Annotated in this window: 15 protein-coding genes; 3 read left to right on the plus strand and 12 right to left on the minus strand. The window is 65.7% G+C overall.

Annotated elements, in window-relative coordinates; translation table 11 throughout:
• The first annotated feature begins 39 nt into the window (after positions 1–39).
• Positions 40–1,002 (plus strand): FecR family protein, encoded by a 963-nt coding sequence (locus tag ACYZGB_RS09585; RefSeq protein WP_462388003.1) that lies wholly within the window; start codon positions 40–42, stop codon positions 1,000–1,002.
• A gap of 202 nt (positions 1,003–1,204) precedes the next feature.
• Here ACYZGB_RS09585 and ACYZGB_RS09590 read toward each other — a convergent pair whose 3' ends face one another.
• The 5 genes from ACYZGB_RS09590 to ACYZGB_RS09610 all read right to left on the minus strand — a co-directional run bounded on the left by ACYZGB_RS09590 (position 1,205) and on the right by ACYZGB_RS09610 (position 5,519).
• On the minus strand, positions 1,205–2,068 hold the full coding sequence (locus ACYZGB_RS09590; protein WP_462388004.1) for an LOG family protein: 864 nt from the start codon (positions 2,066–2,068) through the stop codon (positions 1,205–1,207).
• Positions 2,069–2,161: 93 nt separating this feature from the next.
• Complete coding sequence (gene crcB / locus ACYZGB_RS09595) at positions 2,162–2,548, minus strand: fluoride efflux transporter CrcB (protein WP_462388005.1); 387 nt, start codon at positions 2,546–2,548, stop codon at positions 2,162–2,164.
• Between the two features lie 39 nt (positions 2,549–2,587).
• Positions 2,588–3,898, minus strand: a complete 1,311-nt coding sequence (locus ACYZGB_RS09600; protein ID WP_462388006.1) for a TRAP transporter large permease — start codon at positions 3,896–3,898, stop codon at positions 2,588–2,590.
• A gap of 68 nt (positions 3,899–3,966) precedes the next feature.
• Positions 3,967–4,503 carry a TRAP transporter small permease gene (locus ACYZGB_RS09605; RefSeq protein ID WP_462388007.1) on the minus strand — a complete coding sequence of 179 codons (537 nt, stop codon included), beginning with the start codon at positions 4,501–4,503 and terminating at the stop codon, positions 3,967–3,969.
• A gap of 2 nt (positions 4,504–4,505) precedes the next feature.
• The gene (locus ACYZGB_RS09610) at positions 4,506–5,519 is read right to left on the minus strand and encodes a TRAP transporter substrate-binding protein (RefSeq protein WP_462388008.1); all 1,014 of its coding nucleotides are present in this window, start codon (positions 5,517–5,519) and stop codon (positions 4,506–4,508) included.
• A gap of 183 nt (positions 5,520–5,702) precedes the next feature.
• Between ACYZGB_RS09610 and ACYZGB_RS09615 the strand changes: the two genes are divergently transcribed.
• Both ACYZGB_RS09615 and ACYZGB_RS09620 read left to right on the plus strand, forming a co-directional pair.
• Positions 5,703–6,233 (plus strand): winged helix DNA-binding protein, encoded by a 531-nt coding sequence (locus ACYZGB_RS09615; protein WP_462388009.1) that lies wholly within the window; start codon positions 5,703–5,705, stop codon positions 6,231–6,233.
• 112 nt (positions 6,234–6,345) lie between these two features.
• Positions 6,346–9,996, plus strand: a complete 3,651-nt coding sequence (locus ACYZGB_RS09620) for a hydantoinase B/oxoprolinase family protein (RefSeq protein WP_462388010.1) — start codon at positions 6,346–6,348, stop codon at positions 9,994–9,996.
• Between the two features lie 51 nt (positions 9,997–10,047).
• On the opposite strand, the gene ACYZGB_RS09625 is transcribed toward ACYZGB_RS09620, so the two are convergent.
• From ACYZGB_RS09625 to ACYZGB_RS09655, 7 genes are all read right to left on the minus strand, one after another.
• Positions 10,048–10,422, minus strand: coding sequence for a monovalent cation/H(+) antiporter subunit G (locus tag ACYZGB_RS09625; protein ID WP_462388011.1), 375 nt, complete (start codon positions 10,420–10,422; stop codon positions 10,048–10,050).
• Complete coding sequence (locus tag ACYZGB_RS09630; RefSeq protein ID WP_462388012.1) at positions 10,419–10,697, minus strand: K+/H+ antiporter subunit F; 279 nt, start codon at positions 10,695–10,697, stop codon at positions 10,419–10,421. The genes ACYZGB_RS09625 and ACYZGB_RS09630 overlap by 4 nt, the downstream gene beginning before the upstream one ends.
• Complete coding sequence (locus ACYZGB_RS09635) at positions 10,694–11,209, minus strand: Na+/H+ antiporter subunit E (RefSeq protein WP_462388013.1); 516 nt, start codon at positions 11,207–11,209, stop codon at positions 10,694–10,696. The genes ACYZGB_RS09630 and ACYZGB_RS09635 overlap by 4 nt, the downstream gene beginning before the upstream one ends.
• Complete coding sequence (locus tag ACYZGB_RS09640; RefSeq protein WP_462388014.1) at positions 11,206–12,921, minus strand: monovalent cation/H+ antiporter subunit D; 1,716 nt, start codon at positions 12,919–12,921, stop codon at positions 11,206–11,208. Before ACYZGB_RS09640 ends, ACYZGB_RS09635 begins: the two co-directional genes overlap by 4 nt.
• 159 nt (positions 12,922–13,080) lie before the next feature.
• Positions 13,081–13,446: a Na+/H+ antiporter subunit C gene (locus ACYZGB_RS09645; protein ID WP_291504442.1), complete on the minus strand. Its 366-nt coding sequence runs from the start codon at positions 13,444–13,446 to the stop codon at positions 13,081–13,083.
• On the minus strand, positions 13,437–16,403 hold the full coding sequence (locus ACYZGB_RS09650; RefSeq protein ID WP_462388015.1) for a monovalent cation/H+ antiporter subunit A: 2,967 nt from the start codon (positions 16,401–16,403) through the stop codon (positions 13,437–13,439). The genes ACYZGB_RS09645 and ACYZGB_RS09650 overlap by 10 nt, the downstream gene beginning before the upstream one ends.
• A 115-nt stretch (positions 16,404–16,518) precedes the next feature.
• Complete coding sequence (locus tag ACYZGB_RS09655) at positions 16,519–16,983, minus strand: ComEA family DNA-binding protein (RefSeq protein WP_462388016.1); 465 nt, start codon at positions 16,981–16,983, stop codon at positions 16,519–16,521.
• Between the last annotated feature and the right edge of the window lies 1 nt (position 16,984).

A 16,984-nucleotide genomic window follows, 5' to 3' on the forward strand; every position in this document is an offset into this window, starting at 1 on the left:
ACATCCCTGGGGTTTCGCTGCGACACCGTGGAGGTGCTTATGACATCCGACCAAAAACGCGCCCGGCTGGCGCTGCTGATGGGCATGGTGGCGGCCTGGCCTCTCACCGGGCTGGCGGCTGCCGGCCTGGTGCAGTTCACGGCGGGCGATGTGCAGCTGCGCCGGGGCGACAGCCTGTCGCGCCTGGCCAAGGGGGCTGAGCTGGACGGCGGCGATGTGGTGCTGACCGGCACCGAGGGGCGCGCGCAGATCCGCTTTACGGACGGCGGCCTGGTGGCCCTGTACCCCGACTCGCAGTTCACTGTGACCCGCTATGCCGACGGTGCAGGCACGGGCGAAGACCATTTTGTGGTCAACCTGCTGCGCGGCGGCATGCGCGCGCTCACCGGGCTCATCGGCAAGCGCAATCCCGCCAGCTACAAGGTCATCACGCCTACGGCCGTGGTGGGCATCCGGGGCTCGGCCTTCATGCTGGCCATTGATGCCAATGGCAAGGTGCTGGTGTCGGGCGAGCAGGACGAGATCGAGGTCTGCACCCAGGCCGGTTGTGTGGGTGTGACGGCTGGTGAGGCGGTGCTGGTGTTGTCCGACCAGGAGCTGCCTGTTTACACTCACACCCGTGCCTTGCTGCCGGTGCCCGAGCTGCCCACCCCCATGCTGATGGGAGAGCAGCTGGACGTGCAGGGGCGCCGTGCGTTTGTGTACATCGTCCCTGCGCCCACCCCGGCGCCGGTGCCCGTGGTGCCGCCACCGCCCATCACGGCGCCACCACCCCCTGTGCCTGCGGCGCCACCCCCGCCGCCCACGGACGACTACCAGCCCCCGGCACCGAGCACACCACCGCCGCCCACACGGCCTACGCCGCCGCCCCCGACGACCACGGCACCGCCACCTGCCACCACCGCGCCACCACCGCCCACGGTGCGGCCGCCGTTTGTGTTTATCCCGGTGCTGCCGATTTTTATACTGCCTCCGCCCCCGCCACCGCCGGTGATCCGCTAGGGATGTCCTGCTTAACCCTCGCGGGGCGGTGGTAGTGCGGATCGGGATGGGGCGCATGGCGCCTTTTGGCCGCCAACAGCCGGGCTATTGGCAAGAAAAGCAACGCAGCGAACTGCCCGAGGCCGCGCTATGACCGACCGCAGGGCGTTGTGCAGGACATCCCTAGGGTTCCACGCCGCCGTGGGGTGTGGTGCCCCGGGGGTCAGAGCTTGTAGAACGCCCGGATCAAATCCCAGGCTTCCTGCGGATCGTCGGTGTAGTGGAAGAGCTTCAGGTCCTGCGCCGAGATCGTGCCTTCTTCCACCAGCACGTCGAAGTTGATCAGGCGCTTCCAGTAGTCCGTGCCACACAGCACGATGGGCACGGGCTTGGCCTTGCCGGTCTGCACCAGGGTCAGCACCTCAAACAGCTCATCCAGCGTGCCAAAGCCGCCGGGGAACGCCACCAGCGCCTTGGCACGCATCATGAAATGCATCTTGCGCAGCGCAAAGTAGTGGAACTTGAAGCTCAGCGAAGGGGTGATGTAGCGGTTGCCGCTTTGTTCGTGGGGCAGGGCGATGTTCAGGCCCACGTTGGGTGCGCCGACCTCATGGGCGCCCCGGTTGGCGGCTTCCATGATGCCGGGGCCGCCGCCCGTGCAGATGTACAGCCGGTCTGCGGGACGCTGGCGTTCGCTGTACGCGGCCACCAGCTGGGCAAACTGTCGGGCCAGGTCGTAGTGGCGGGCATTGCGCACCGCGAGCTTGGCGCGTGCAATCTGCGTGGCGTCCCCCGTGGCTTCGGCGGCTGTCAGGGCCTGGGCGGCGTCTTCGGGCGCCATGAAGCGGGCGCTGCCAAAGACCACGATGGTGTTTTCAATGCCTTGTTCGGTCTGTCCCAGGTCGGGCTTGAGCATCTCCAGCTGAAAGCGGATGCCGCGCGTTTCGCGGCGGAACAGGAACTCGGGGTCGGCAAAGGCCATGCGGTAGGCATCGGCCTGCAGGGGGTTGCCGTTGGTGGCGTGGCTGTGCAGCTCGGCCCAGGCATCGGCCAGGCGGCGTTCGTTGAGTTGGGTGTTGGCTTCCATGGCGGATGGGCGGGACGGATGCCCGCTGTTGCAGTGATCGGTGGGTTGGGCGAGGAGGCTAAGAACCTGTTCTAGAACCTGTCTGCCAGATTATCAGCTACGGCCTGCGAGCAAAAAGGTAGCGGTCTGTATGCCGCACACCGTCAGCGCGAGCGAGCCGAAGAGGTGAAGGCCCGTGGTGCCCGCTGCCAGCAGATAACGCTGCTGCTGGAGCATGCCCACCACTTCTGCCGAGAAGCTGGAGAAGGTGGTGAGCCCCCCAAGAAACCCGGTCACCAGTGCCAGGCGCCAGGCAGGGTCCAGCTGGGGGAGGGCCTGGAAGATGGCCACACAGACCCCCACCAGGTAGCCGCCGATGAGGTTGGCCGCCAGGGTGCCCCATGGCAGCGCGGCCCCCCCTGTGTTCAGCCACAGGCCCAGACGCCACCGGGCCAATGCACCAATGCTGGCTCCGAGGGCGATGGCGAATGCTGCGAACATGAGGGAGGGATCGTACCGCGCGCAGCCTGGTGACCTGCGCTACTTCTCCACGCCCATGACGAGGTCGGGCAGGATGGTCACGATCTGCGGAAAGAGGGTGATGAGCGCAATGCAGACCACCAGGCACGCGAAGAACGGGATGGCCGCCCGCGCAATGGTGTTGCTGTCCTTGCCCGTCATGTTCTGCAGCACGAAGAGGTTGAAGCCCACGGGCGGAGTGACCTCGGCGATCTCGACCAGCAGGATCACGAAGATGCCGAACCAGATCAGGTCGAAGCCAGCCTGCTGGATCATGGGGAGCACCACCGCACTGGTCAGCACGATCATGCTAATGCCGTCCAGGGCAGTGCCCAGCACCAGGTACACCACCACCAGCACGCTGATCAGCGCAAAGGGCGACAGGTGCATGCTGTTCACCCACTCGGCCAGCTCGCGCGGGATGCCGGTGAAGGCCATGGTCTTGGTCAAAAAGGCGGCGCCCGCCAGGATGAACATGATCATGCAGCTGGTGCGCGTGGTGCCCATCAGCCCGTCCTTGAAGTTCTGCCAGGTCAGCGAGCGGCTCCACAGCGCCAGGCCCAGCGAGCCCAGCACGCCGAACGCCGCACACTCGGTGGCCGTGGCATAGCCGGTGACCAGCACCGCCACGATGAACACGATGAGCACGCCCACGGGGATCAGGTTGCCTGACTTGCGGATCTTCTCGCGGAAAGTTGTCGGCGGGTCGGCCGCTGGCACCTTGTCGGGGTTGCGCAGGCTCCACCAGCCGATGTAGCCCGAGAACAGCAGCATCAGCAAAATGCCCGGGATGAACCCGGCCAGGAAGATGCGGATGATGGAGGCATCGGCCGCCACCGCATAAACCACCATGGTGATGGAAGGCGGGATCAGGATGCCCAGCGTGCCAGCCGTGGCCAGCGAGCCCAGCGCCAGCCGCTCGTCGTAGCCGCGCTTCTTGAGTTCGGGCAGCGCCACCTTGCTGATGGTGGCGCATGTGGCTGCCGACGAACCCGAGACGGAGCCGAAGATGCCGCAGCCCAGGATGGTGGTGTGCATCAGCCGCCCTGGCACGCGGTTGAGCCAGGGGCGCAGGCCCTCGAACATCTCTTCCGACAGCTTGGTGCGAAACAGGATTTCGCCCATCCAGATGAACAGCGGCAGTGCCGCCAGCTCCCAGCTGGCATTGCTCTCCCAGAAGGCCGAGAACAGGTTTTTGGCCGGCTGCGTGGAGGTGAAGAAGGCCTGGCCTACCCAGCCGCAGATGGCCAGCGTCATGGCGATCCAAACGCCACCGGACAGCAGCACCAGCATCAGCAGGAGTAGGACGCCGCCCACCATCAGAATATCCATGTCGTGCTTTCTTGTGGTCCCTGTCCCCGCAACGGGGCAGGTCACCTGTTGTTATTGGTAGTGACGGGTCAGATGTCGGAAGAGAAGTCGCCCTTGGCGTGGCGCTCTTCGACGGCGCGCACAAAGGTAGGCACGCCACCACGCAACACGATGATGAACTCATCGACCACGGCCACCCACAGCAGGATGGAGCCGAGCGCGAAGCTCAGCTGCGGAATCCACAAGGGCATGGGCAGCAGGCCCTGCGAGATGTCGTTGAACTCCCAGCTCTCGTAGGTGTAGCTGCACGCGGCCCACATCAGGTAACCCACGGCCACTGTGCCAATGGCAAGCGCGACGGTTTCAAGCTGGCGGCAGCGGCGCGGGGGGAGTTTTTCCAGGATCAGTGTCACGCGCACAAAGTCGCCGTGCTTGAACGCGTGGGCCATGGCCATGAAGGCGGCGGCCGCGCAGAACCAGGCCACGATGTCATTGATGGCGCCCGTGCGCAGGCCCAGTTCGCGCATGATGCTTTGTGCCACCATGAGCACGCAGATCAGCACGATGAAACCTGCGCCCAGGGCGCCTGCGGCCAGGTAGATGCGGTCGAGCCAGCGGCGCAGCATGGTCACTTCTTGGCCGGTGCGGTGGCAGGCGCGCTCTTGCGGTAGGCAGCGATGATGGCTTCACCATCGGGGCCGGCCTTCTTGGTCCAGTCGGCCAGCATGATTTCACCCACCTGGCGCATGTCTGCCATGAGCTTGGGTGCTGGCGTGACGATCTTCATGCCCTTTTCGGTCAGTGCCTTCTTGTACCACTCGGTCTTCTCGGCGCTGACCTTCCAGCCGCGCTCTTCGGCCTCGGCCGATGCCTTGAGCAAGGCGTCCTGGCTGGGCTTGTCCAGCGCATCGAAGGCCTTCTTGTTCACGATGACCGCGTTCTTCGGCAGCCAGGCCTGGGTGTCATGGAACAGCTTGATGCTTTCGTAGATCTTGCTGTCGTAGCCGGTGGAGCCCGAGGTCATGGTGGCCTCGACCACGCCCGTGGCCAGCGCCTGCGACAGCTCGGCCGCCTGGATGGTCACCGGCTGCGCGCCGATCAGCTCGGCGATCTTGGCCGTGGCGGGGCTGTAGGCGCGCCACTTGATGCCGCGCAGGTCGGCCACCGAGGTCAGTTCCTTCTTGGCGTAGATGCCCTGTGGTGGCCAGGCCACGGCATACAGCAGCTTCATGCCCTGGGTGCCCAGCAGCTTGTCGAGCGAGGACTTTTGTGCGTCGTACAGGCGCTTGGAATCCGCATACGAGGTGGCCAGGAAGGGGATGCCGTCCACGCCGTACAGCGGGTTTTCGTTCTCGAAGTTGCCCAGCAGGATTTCGCCTGCGGGGGCTTGCCCGCCTTGCACAGCGCGCTTGATTTCGTTGGCCTTGAACAGCGAGGCGTTGGCGTGTACGGTGATCTTGAGCTTGCCTGCGGTGGCTGCATCTACATCCTTGGCGAACTGCACCAGGTTTTCCGTGTGGAAGTTGCTCACGGGGTAGGCCGCTGCCAGGTCCCACTTGGCCTGGGCCATGACCGATGTGGCGGTGAAACCGCAGGCCAGGGCCAGGCCGAGGGCAGTGGCGGGGAAGATTCGACGCTTCATGGGGTGCTCCGCAAGTAAGGGACGTGGGGTGAAGGGACTGTCGGCGACTGTATAGAAAACAGCCCGTGGCGACATAGGTGTTTTGCCTAAACGCTGACAAATTGCCAACAAATTATTGGTGACTTGCCTACAATGCCCCATGCATATCCCGTGCCAGATTCGACTATTGCAAAGGCGGTGTTCATGAAACCTGGGGCCAAGGACAAGGGCGATTCCGGTCCGATCGTGTCGTCTGCACACCTGGTGTCCGCGCAAAGCGCGGAGATGAGCGAGTTCGAGTTCGGCCTCATCGTGGCGGGCAATGCCTTCCACCGCTGGGTGGTGCACTGCATGGCAGCGGCGGGGCTCAAGGACCTGACGCCGCTCGACGTGGTGGTGCTGCACCATGTCACACACCGCGCACGCGACAAGCGCCTGGCCGACATCTGCTTCATCATGAACGTGGAAGACACACACCTGGTGAACTACTCGCTGAAAAAACTGCAGACACTGGGCGTAGTCGCCTCGCAAAAGAACGGCAAGGAAGTGACCTACGCTGCCACCGATGTGGGTCGTGCCTACGTGCAGCGCTACCGCGAGATCCGCGAGAGCTGCCTGATCGACGCCCTCAAAGCCGACGACGCGCTCAACCGCGACATCGGCGAGCTGGCCCGGTTGCTGCGTGTGCTCTCGGGCATGTACGACCAGGCGGCGCGCTCGGCTGCGTCGCTGTGATGCTGGCGGCCTGAGTGGCTTCGGTGCCCTGTATGGCCCGGAAATCTGAATAAAAAACGGCTCTTGCGCTCGACTGTAAAGCGCTTATAGCTATCAATTGAGTAGCATTGACATGTCCAACCAACCTTCTCCCATGTCCCGCTGGCAGTTCTGGATCGACCGGGGCGGCACCTTCACCGACGTGGTGGGCAAGCGCCCGGATGGCACGCTGGTCACGCACAAGCTGCTGTCCGAGAACCCCGAGCAGTACAAGGATGCCGCCGTGGCGGGCATCCGCCACTTGCTCGGTTTGAAGCCCGGCGAACCTGTGACGCCCGAGCTGGTGGAATGCGTGAAGATGGGCACCACCGTGGCCACCAACGCGCTCTTGGAGCGCAAGGGAGAGCCCACGCTGCTCATCACCACCAAGGGCTTCAAGGATGCGCTGCGCATCGCCTACCAGAACCGCCCGCGTCTGTTCGACCGCCACATCGTGCTGCCGGAGCTGTTGTACGAGCGCGTGATCGAGGCGCAGGAGCGTGTGGGCGCGCGGGGCGAGGTGTTCGAGCCGCTGGACGAAGCCCACCTGAAAGAACGCCTGTGGGCGGCCTACGACGCAGGCCTGCGCAGCGCGGCCATCGTGTTCATGCACGGTTATCGCTACACCGCACACGAAGAAGCCGCCGCCCGCATTGCGCGCGAAGCGGGCTTCACGCAGGTCAGCGCATCGCACGCCACCAGCCCCATGATGAAGCTGGTGAGCCGGGGCGACACCACGGTGGTGGATGCGTACCTGTCGCCCATCCTGCGCCGTTATGTGGACCAGGTGGCGAGCGAAATGCCGGGCGTGAAGCTGTTTTTCATGCAGTCGTCGGGCGGCCTCACCGATGCGCAGGTGTTCCAGGGCAAGGACGCGATCCTGTCGGGCCCCGCAGGCGGCATCGTCGGCATGGCCCGCACCGCCGGTTTGGCAGGCCACGACAAGGTCATCGGCTTTGACATGGGCGGCACCAGCACCGATGTGAGCCACTACGCGGGCGAGTTCGAGCGCGAGTTCGAGACGCAGGTGGCGGGCGTGCGCATGCGTGCGCCCATGATGAGCATCCACACCGTCGCGGCCGGTGGCGGCTCCATCCTCGGTTTTGACGGTGCGCGCTTCCGCGTCGGCCCCGAAAGCGCGGGCGCCAACCCCGGCCCTGCCAGTTACCGCCGGGGCGGCCCGCTGGCCGTGACGGATGCGAACGTGATGGTGGGCAAGATCCAGCCCGCGCATTTCCCCAAGGTGTTTGGCCATGCAGCCAACGAGGCGCTCGACCGCGACGTGGTGGGGCAGAAGTTTGCGCAGCTGGCGGTGCAAAGCGGCCGCTCGCAAGAAGACGTGGCCCATGGCTTCATCCAGATCGCCGTGCAGCAGATGGCCAACGCGATCAAGAAGATCAGCGTAGCGCGTGGGTATGACGTGACGCGCTACACGCTGCAATGCTTTGGGGGCGCGGGCGGCCAGCATGCGTGTTTGGTGGCCGATGCTTTAGGCATGACGCGCGTGTTTGTGCACCCGCTGGCGGGCGTGCTCAGTGCTTACGGCATGGGCCTGGCGGACCAGAACGTGATCCGCGAACAGGCGGTGGAAACCAAGCTCGTGCCAAACGCGCTCGCTGGCATTGAAGCCACGCTGGACCAACTCGCTACCACCGCGCGCACCGAGCTGGAGCGCCAGCAGGTGGGCGCGGGCACTGCCGTGGTGCACCGCCGCGTGCATGTGCGCTACGAGGGCAGCGACTCGGCACTCATCGTGCCGTTTGGCTCGCTGGCCGAAATCACCGCCGCGTTCGAGAACGCCTACCGCCAGCGTTTTGCGTTCCTCATGCAGGGCAAGGGTCTGGTGGTGGAAGCCGTGTCGGTCGAGGCGGTGGTGCCCGGCGATGCGCCCGTGGAACCGCGCCACGCGCTGCAGCCCGAGCGTGAGGTGCCGCGCCGCAGCACCGTGCGCATGTACACCGGGGGCGTGGACGGCGTGCCCGTGTGGCATGACGCCGCGCTGGTGGTGCGCGAGGACCTGCGCCCGGGTGACGTGATCCCCGGCCCGGCCATCATTGCCGAGAAGAACGCCACCACTATCGTGGAGCCCGGCTGGGAGGCCACGCTGACCGACCTGGACCATCTGCTGCTCAACCGCCGCGTGGCCCGTGCCGTGCAACACGCCGTGGGCACCACGGTGGACCCGGTGCTGCTGGAGGTGTTCAACAACCTGTTCATGAACATCGCCGAGCAGATGGGCCTGCAGCTGCAGAACACTGCCTACTCGGTGAACATCAAGGAGCGGCTGGACTTCAGCTGTGCGCTGTTTGACACCGCAGGCAACCTCATCGCCAACGCGCCGCACATGCCCGTGCACCTGGGCTCGATGGGCGAGAGCATCAAGACGGTGATACGTGACAACGCCGGGCGCATGCAGCCGGGCGACGTGTTTGTGCTCAATGACCCCTACCACGGCGGCACGCACCTGCCGGACATCACGGTGATCACGCCGGTCTACCTGGGGGACAACGCCGAGCCCACGTTCTACGTCGGCAGCCGGGGTCACCACGCCGATGTGGGCGGCACCACGCCGGGCTCCATGCCACCGTTCTCGACGCGCATCGAGGAAGAGGGCGTGCAGATCAACAACGTGAAGCTGGTGGAGCGCGGCGTGCTGCGCGAGGCGGAGATGATTGCGCTGCTCGAAAGCGGCGAGTACCCCAGCCGCAACCCGCAGCAGAACATGGCCGATTTGCGCGCGCAGATTGCGGCCAACGAAAAGGGCCAGCAGGAGCTGCGCCGCATGGTGGCCGAGTTTGGCCTCGATGTCGTGTTGGCCTATATGCGCCATGTGCAGGACAACGCCGAGGAGTCCGTGCGCCGCGTCATCACGCGGTTGAAGGACGGCGCGTTCACGCTGCCGCTGGACAACGGCGCGCAGATCAGCGTGGCCGTGAAGGTGGATGCAGAAAGCCGCAGCGCCACCATCGATTTCACCGGCACCAGCGAGCAGCAGACGAACAACTTCAACGCGCCCACGGCGGTGTGCATGGCGGCGGTGCTGTATGTTTTCCGCACGCTGGTGGATGACGACATTCCGCTGAATGCTGGGTGCCTCAAGCCGCTCAACGTGATCATCCCGCCGGGCAGCATGCTCAACCCCAACCCGCCAGCGTCGGTGGTGGCGGGCAATGTGGAGACCTCCACCTGCATCACCAACGCGCTGTATGGCGCATTGGGCCTGATGGCGGCGGGGCAGTGCACCATGAACAACTTCACCTTTGGCAGCACGCGCTACCAGTACTACGAGACCATCTCGGGGGGCAGTGGCGCGGGCGGCGTGTGGGATGCCAACGGGCAGCTCACTGGCGGCTTTGCAGGCACCAGCGTCGTGCAATGCCACATGACCAACTCGCGCCTGACGGACCCCGAGGTGCTGGAGTTCCGCTTCCCCGTGCGGCTGGAGGGCTACGAGATTCGCAAGGGCTCGGGCGGCGCCGGGCAGTGGAAGGGCGGTGATGGCGGCATCCGCCGTGTGCGCTTTCTGGAGCCGATGACGGCCAGCATCCTGTCGAACGGCCGCCACCATGGCGCGTTTGGCATGGCAGGCGGCCAGCCGGGTGCCGTGGGCATCAACAAGGTGGTACGCAGCGATGGCCGGGTGGAGCTGCTGGACCACATCGGCCAGGCCGAGATGTTGCCGGGCGATGTGTTTGAAATCCACACACCGGGCGGCGGCGGATTCGGGTCTTCAGGTCAAGAATAGTGCTCTAAATGGCTGCTTGCGCGCGTCCATCAAGCGCAAGCAGCTATCAAATCAGGAGTCTTTGCCTTCTGCGGGGGCCTTGGGCTGGCTGAGGCTGGGCGGCACATCCAGCCCCATCTGCCGCGCGCGGAACAGCGCCGCGCGCATCAAGAAGATCGACATGATGGGCACCGTGATCGCCACAAACACGGCGATCAGCAGTGCATGCAGCGCCAGGCTGCGGTCGGCCACCGAGAAGTACAGCACCGTGCCATGCATGATCAGCCAGCAGCCCAGCGTGGCGATGATGGCGGGCGCATGCATGCGCTCATAAAACGTGGACAGGCTCAGCAGGCCCGTGGAGCCCAACAAGGCCAGCCCGGCGCCTGCCAGCACCAGCAAGGCAACGATGATTTCCAGCCATAGTGGCAGTACGGCTTCGGTCATTCGATCACCTCGCCGCGCAGCAAGAACTTTGCCATCGCCATGGCACCCACAAAGCTGAACAGCGCCAGCAGCAGTGCGGCCTCGTAGTAGTTCTTGCTCCCGTACAGCAGGCCCAGCACCAGCATCACCAGCATGCCGCTCAGGTACATGCAATCAAGCGCCAGAATTCGGTCTTGTGCGGAAGGACCCTTGAGCAGGCGGATCAGAGCGCAGCCCATGGCCAGCGCCAGCATGAACAGGGCCGTCGGCAAGGCCCAGCCGAGGACAGGGGTCATTCGAAAATCTCCATCAGGGGGCGTTCGTAGCGCTGCTTGACACTGGCCGCTATGGCTGCTGCGTCCTCCACCTCCAGCACATGCAACAGCAGCATGCTGCGGTCCAGCGACAGTTCGGCCCAGGCCGTGCCGGGGGTGATGCAGACGATCATCGCCAGCACGGCGAGGGCATTGGGGTCGCGTACATCCAGCGGGACGTATACAAAGGCTGCCGGGTGCCGTCTGCGGCTGGGGGCCAGCAGCAGGCGGGCCACAGCCAAGTTGGAGCGTGTGGTGTCAGCCACCACCGTGAACGCCAATCGGAGCACGGCACCGGGTTTGCGTACCCGCACCGGCAGAGGGCGCAGCCCGGCAGTGAGCAGCGGAATCGCCAGAGCAAACACAGTGCCCAGGACGACATGCCCAGCACTCAGGCTGCGGTTGAGCAGCAGCCACAGGCCTAGCAGCGCCAGAGACAGCAAGGGGGCCGGTACCAACCGCTTGAACGGCCGTGGGGGAGGGGGTGGTTTCATGGCTTGTTGCCTCCCTGCGTTACGGCTGGCTTGGGTGGGTTGGGCACGGGCTCTGCCGCCATTACGGCGCGCACGTAAGCGGCAGGTGCGTGCAGAGCGTCAGCAGTGGCCTGGGTGTAGCGCATCACGGCGCCGGCCTGCCAGGCCAGCGCAGCGCAGGCGCCCAGTAGCAGGGCAATTGGCAGCCCTTCCAGCACCAGCAGCTTGGGCGCCGAGCGGTCATGCGCAGCCCAGAAGTGCCGAATGCCCGCGCGGGTGAGGGCAACCAGCGCCAGCAGGCCGGATGCCACCAGCAGGGCCACCAGGGTCCAGCCCGCAGCGCCCAGTTGCAACCCGCCGGAAGCGCCCAGCCCCAGTGGGTTGAGCAGCGCATGCACCATGGCGAACTTGCCCACAAACCCGGGCAGCGGTGGCAGGCCCGCAATGACCAGAGTGCAGGCGATGAAGGCCAGGCCCAGCAAGGCAGCGGCAGCCGGAATCACCTGGCCGATCAGTGCCTGCTCCTTGTCATCGAGGTTCATGCCCTCGGTGGGAACAAGGTCGGCTGAGAGGAAGGGGGCGTCGTCGGTTTGCTCGTGGGGCGCGAGGCTCGCGCCATCGTTGCGCCACCGGTCGATCAGGTCGGTCAGCAGGAAGAGGGCGCTCACGGCCAACGTGGAGCTGAGCAGGTAGTACAGCAGCCCGCCCGTGAGCAGGGCCTGCCCAAAGCCGACAGCCGCCAGCAGTGTGCCCGACGATAGGATGGCCGCGAATCCGGCCAGATGACCCAGGCGCTGAGAGCCTAGCATGCCGACGGCGCCAAACGCCATGGTGAGAAGGCCGCCGCCAATCAGCCACTGGCTGCCAAACTGGGCCGATTCCCCCGCCTCGGTGCCGAACAGCAGTGTCCATAGGCGCAGCACGCTGTACACACCCACTTTTGTCATGAGGGCGAACAATGCCCCAATGGGCGCCGTTGCGGCACTGTAGGCGGGGACAAGCCAGAAGTTGAGCGGCCACACAGCGGCCTTGATGAGAAACGCGACCGCCAGGATCGCAGCCGCCGCATGCAGCAGGCCTCGGTCGGTCGCTGGTATGCCTGCGATGTTTCGCGCCAGGTCGGCCATGTTCAGTGTGCCTGTGATGCCATAGAGCATGGACACGCCAATCAGGAACAGCGACGAAGCCGCCAGGTTGATGGCGATGTAGTGCAGCCCTGCCGACACGCGTGGGCGCCCCGAGCCGTGCAGCAGCAGCCCGTAGGAGGCGGCCAGCATGATCTCGAAAAACACGAACAGGTTGAACAGGTCGGCCGTGAGAAAAGCACCCGCAAGCCCCATGAGCTGGAACTGGAACAGCGGGTGAAAGTGCACACCCGCCCGGTGCCAGCGGGCCGCCGAGAACAGCACGCTGGCCAGGGCCACGGTACTGCTCAGCGTGAGCATCATGGCTGAGAGTCGGTCGATGGTGAGCACGATGCCGAACGGCGCGGGCCAGTTGCCGGGCAGGTACACGCCCAGGCCGTCGGGCAGGCTCGGATCGTCGGCCCGCACCAGCAACAGCACCGCGACCACCAAGCCCAGGAATGTCGAGGCGATGTTGAGCGTGACCTTGGTGCGCTGGCGCTCCTCGCGCAACAGCAGCATGAGCCCGGCCGTGAGCAGGGGCAGCGCGATGGGCGCAAGGATCAGGTGCGGCATCAACCGCTCAAGTAGAAATCCTGTGAATGTCATGTCATTTGTCCAAGGCGCTGCGCACGAAACTGGCACGCGCCAGACCAGGGCAGCCTAGCAAGGGCCGCCCCGCAGCGAGGGCTGCGTTCCCCTGCCCGCAGTGCGCAGCACTGCGAGAGCGGGGGGAAGGCGCGCAGCGCCTCAGGGGAGTGTTCTTCATCAAGGCATTTCCTGGGCGTCTTTCGAGCGGCTGCCATCCACATGGTCAGTGCCCGCCATGCCGCGTGAGGCCAGCAGCACCACCAGGAACAGCGCCGTCATGGCAAAGCCGATCACGATGGCCGTGAGTGTGAGCGCCTGGGGCATGGGGTCGGCATAGTGGGCCAGGTCCTGCGGCAGGCCGGGTTGCAGCACGGGCTCTTTGTCAATCGCCAGGCCCAGGCGGCCCATGCTGAAGATGAAGAGGTTGACGGCATACGACAGCAGCGACAGACCCATGATGACCTGGAAGGTGCGGGGCCGCAGCAGCAGCCACACGCCCGAGCCGGTGAGCACGCCAATGGCCAGGGCCAGTATCAGTTCCATGCAGTCTCTCCCCGGGTGGTGGGCGCTGTGGCGGCAGCGGCTTGTTCTGCCGCCTCATCGTCGGCGCGCGCATTGTTGTAGCGGTGGCTGCGCACCGACTGGTGGGCAATGCCGGTGAGGATGAGCATGGTGGAGCCCACCACCAGGGTGAACACGCCAATGTCGAAGAACAGCGCGCTGGCCACATGGATCTCGCCCACCACCGGCAACGCAAAGTGTGCTGTGTGGCTGGTGAGGAAGGGGTAGCCCCAGGCCCAGGCGCCCAGGCCCGTGGCTAATGCCACCAGCAGGCCCACGCCGATCCAGCGGCGCGGGTACAGCGGCAGGTGGGCCTCGACCCACGAGGTGCCCGAGACGATGTACTGCAGTAGCAGCGCCACCGAGAACACCAGCCCGGCCACAAAGCCGCCGCCGGGCTCGTTGTGCCCACGCATGAAAAGGTACATGGACACCAGCGTGGCAAACGGCAGCAGCAAGCGCACCAGCACGGCGGGCACCATGAGGTAGCCCACGGCGGTGTCGGCGGTCTGGCGCGGGTTGGAGAGGTCGGTGTCCACATCGGCGGGCAGGGCACGCTGTTGCGGTGGCAGGTCCATCACCTCGCGCGCTGGGCGGAAGCGCCGCAGCAGTGCATAGACCGTGAGCGCCACGATGCCCAGCACCACGATCTCTCCAAAGGTGTCGAAGCCCCGGAAGTCCACCAGCATCACGTTGACGACGTTGGTACCGCCGCCTTCGGTGAACGCGCGTTCGAGGAAGAAGGTAGAGGTGCTGTTGGGGAAGGGGCGGCTCATCATGGCAAACGACAGCAGCGCCATGCCAGCGCCCGCGCTCAGCGCCAATGCCAGGTCGCGCCAGCGGCGCAGCTGGGTGCGGCGCTCTTCGGCCATTGTGGGCAAGCGCAGGCTCTCGTCGCGGCGCGGCAGCCAGCGCAGGCCCAGCAGGATGAGGATGGTGGTCACGATCTCCACCACGATCTGCGTGAGCGCGAGGTCGGGGGCCGAGAACCAGAGGAAGGTCAGGCACACGCACAGGCCCGCGCCGCCCAGCAACGTGAGGGCGGCCAGCCGGTGGTACTTGGCCTGCCAGGCCGCCGCCACGGCACACACGGCGCCCAGCAGCCACAAAAGGGCGAAGGCGGGCGACAGCGGCAGCTGCACCCGGTCGCCAATCGGCAGGCCGCGTGCCCACAGGGGCAGCGTGCCCGCCACCAGGGCCGCTATGGCCAGCCACAGCATCTGCCACTGCAGGCGGCCCGTGCCCAGCAGGCGGCGGCCGTTGCGGCCCGCCAGCGTGAGCGCAGCCAGCAGGTGCTCGAACATGCGCTGGCCGCTCAGGCGGTGCATGAGCGGGGGCGCATCCAGCGTACCCCGTGCGCGCTGGCGCCGCAGCAGCGCATACAGCGCAATGCCGCCGCCCAGCGCCACCAGGCTCATCACAAATGGGGTGTTGAGCCCATGCCAGACCGCCAGGCTGTACGTGGGCAGCTCGCCCCCCACCACCGGCCGCGCGGCGGCAGCCAGGTAGGCACCCACCGACCAGGCGGGCAGCGTGCCCACCACCAGGCAGGCAAGCACCAGCAGCTCCACCGGCACCCGCATCCAGTGCGGCGGCTCATGGGGCGGGCGCGGCAGGTCGGTAGCGGGTGGGCCAAAGAACACATCCACCGTGAAGCGCAGCGAGTACGCCACGCTGAACATGCCGGCCACTGTGGCGGCGACGGGCAGCAGCCACTCCAGCATCGGCGTGGTGTTCACGTACACCGTCTCGGCAAAAAACATTTCCTTGGACAGGAAGCCGTTGAGCAGCGGCACGCCCGCCATGGCCGCGCTGGCCACCATGGCCAGGGTGGCGGTGATGGGCATCATCCTGCGCAGGCCCGACAGACGCCGTATGTCGCGCGTGCCACTTTCATGGTCCACGATGCCCACAGCCATGAACAGCGAGGCCTTGAAGGTCGCGTGGTTCATGATGTGGAACACGGCGGCCACGGCAGCGAGCGGGCTGTTCAGGCCCAAAAGCAGAGTGATGAGCCCGAGGTGCGAAATGGTCGAGTAGGCCAGCAGCCCCTTGAGGTCGTTCTGGAACATGGCCGCGTAACCGCCCACCAGCAGCGTGGCCAGGCCCGCACCGCCCACCAGCCAGAACCACTCTTCCGTGCCCGACAGTGCGGGCCACAGCCGCGCCATCAGGAACACACCGGCCTTCACCATGGTGGCCGAGTGCAGGTAGGCCGACACGGGCGTGGGCGCGGCCATGGCGTGGGGCAGCCAGAAGTGGAACGGGAACTGTGCGCTTTTGGTGAGCGCGCCCAGCAGTATCAGCACCAGGGCCGTGAGGTACAGCGGATGGTTCTGGATGAGCTGCCCGGCCGCGAGCACATGGTCCAGGTCGTAGCTGCCCACGATGTGGCCCAGCACCAGCATGCCCGCCAGCATGGCCAGCCCGCCTGTGCCCGTCACCGTGAGCGCCATGCGTGCACCGCGCCGCGCATCCTTGCGGTGGTGCCAGTAGCCGATCAGCAAGAACGAGAACAGGCTGGTCAGCTCCCAGAAGAATGCAATCTGGACGATGTTGCCCGACAGCACCACACCCGCCATTGCCCCCATGAAGGCCAGAAAAAACGAAAAGAAGCGCGGCACCGGGTCGGCGGGCGACATGTAGTAGCGCGCATACAGCACCACCAGGCTGCCCACGCCCAGCACCAGCATGCAGAACATCCAGGCAAAGCCATCCATGCGGATGACCAGGTTCAGGCCCAGGGCAGGGAGCCAGGCCAGCTCTTGCCGGATCACGCCGCCATCCGCAATCTCGGGGAAGTAGAGCGCTGCCTGCACCGTGCAGAACAAGGCAATGAGCCCGGCGAGCGTGGACTCGGTGTTGCGGGCATTGGCGGGCAACACTGCCGCCAGCAGGCTGCCGATGAAGGGGAGGAGGATGAGGGTGATCAGGGGCATGCGCAATTGATTTTAGGGGTAGCCCCTAAAAACCCTGTCCAGCCCTTGGTGCCGCGCCTGTGATGAGTAAAAAAAGCAAGCCCGCTGGAGCGGGCTTGCTGCTTGTGAAGTCTGCTTAGTTTTTGCTAGCGCTGGCTGCTGGGGTAGCGGCAGGGGCGGGGGCTGCAGGTGCCGCTGTTGGTGGTGTGGCTGGTGCGGCGGCGGTCTTGTCTGCGCTGCTGCGGGCCTTGCGTTCTGTGCCCTGGTGGCTGGCGGTTTTTTCTTTCTCTTTCTGTTTGCTCTTGGCTTCCGCCCTGGCGGCGGCCGCTGCGCTGTACTTCTTGCCGTTGACGGTCAGGCCCTCTTTGGAGAAGTTCACGGCGCTTTTGTTGCCCACGCCACCCACGCGGCCAATGAAGTCGGCCCAGTCCTTGAAGGGGGCGCTCTTGCGCTCTTCCAGGATGCGGCCCGACAGGCCGGGCCCGATGCCCTTGATGCCGTCGAGTTCGGCTTCGGTGGCGGTGTTCACGTCCACGGCGGCGAAGGCGGCGGTGGTGGCCAGCAGCAAAGTGGCGATCAGGGTCAGCAGTGTCTTCAGCATG

It is taken from the genome of Acidovorax sp. Q11 (assembly GCF_054950075.1).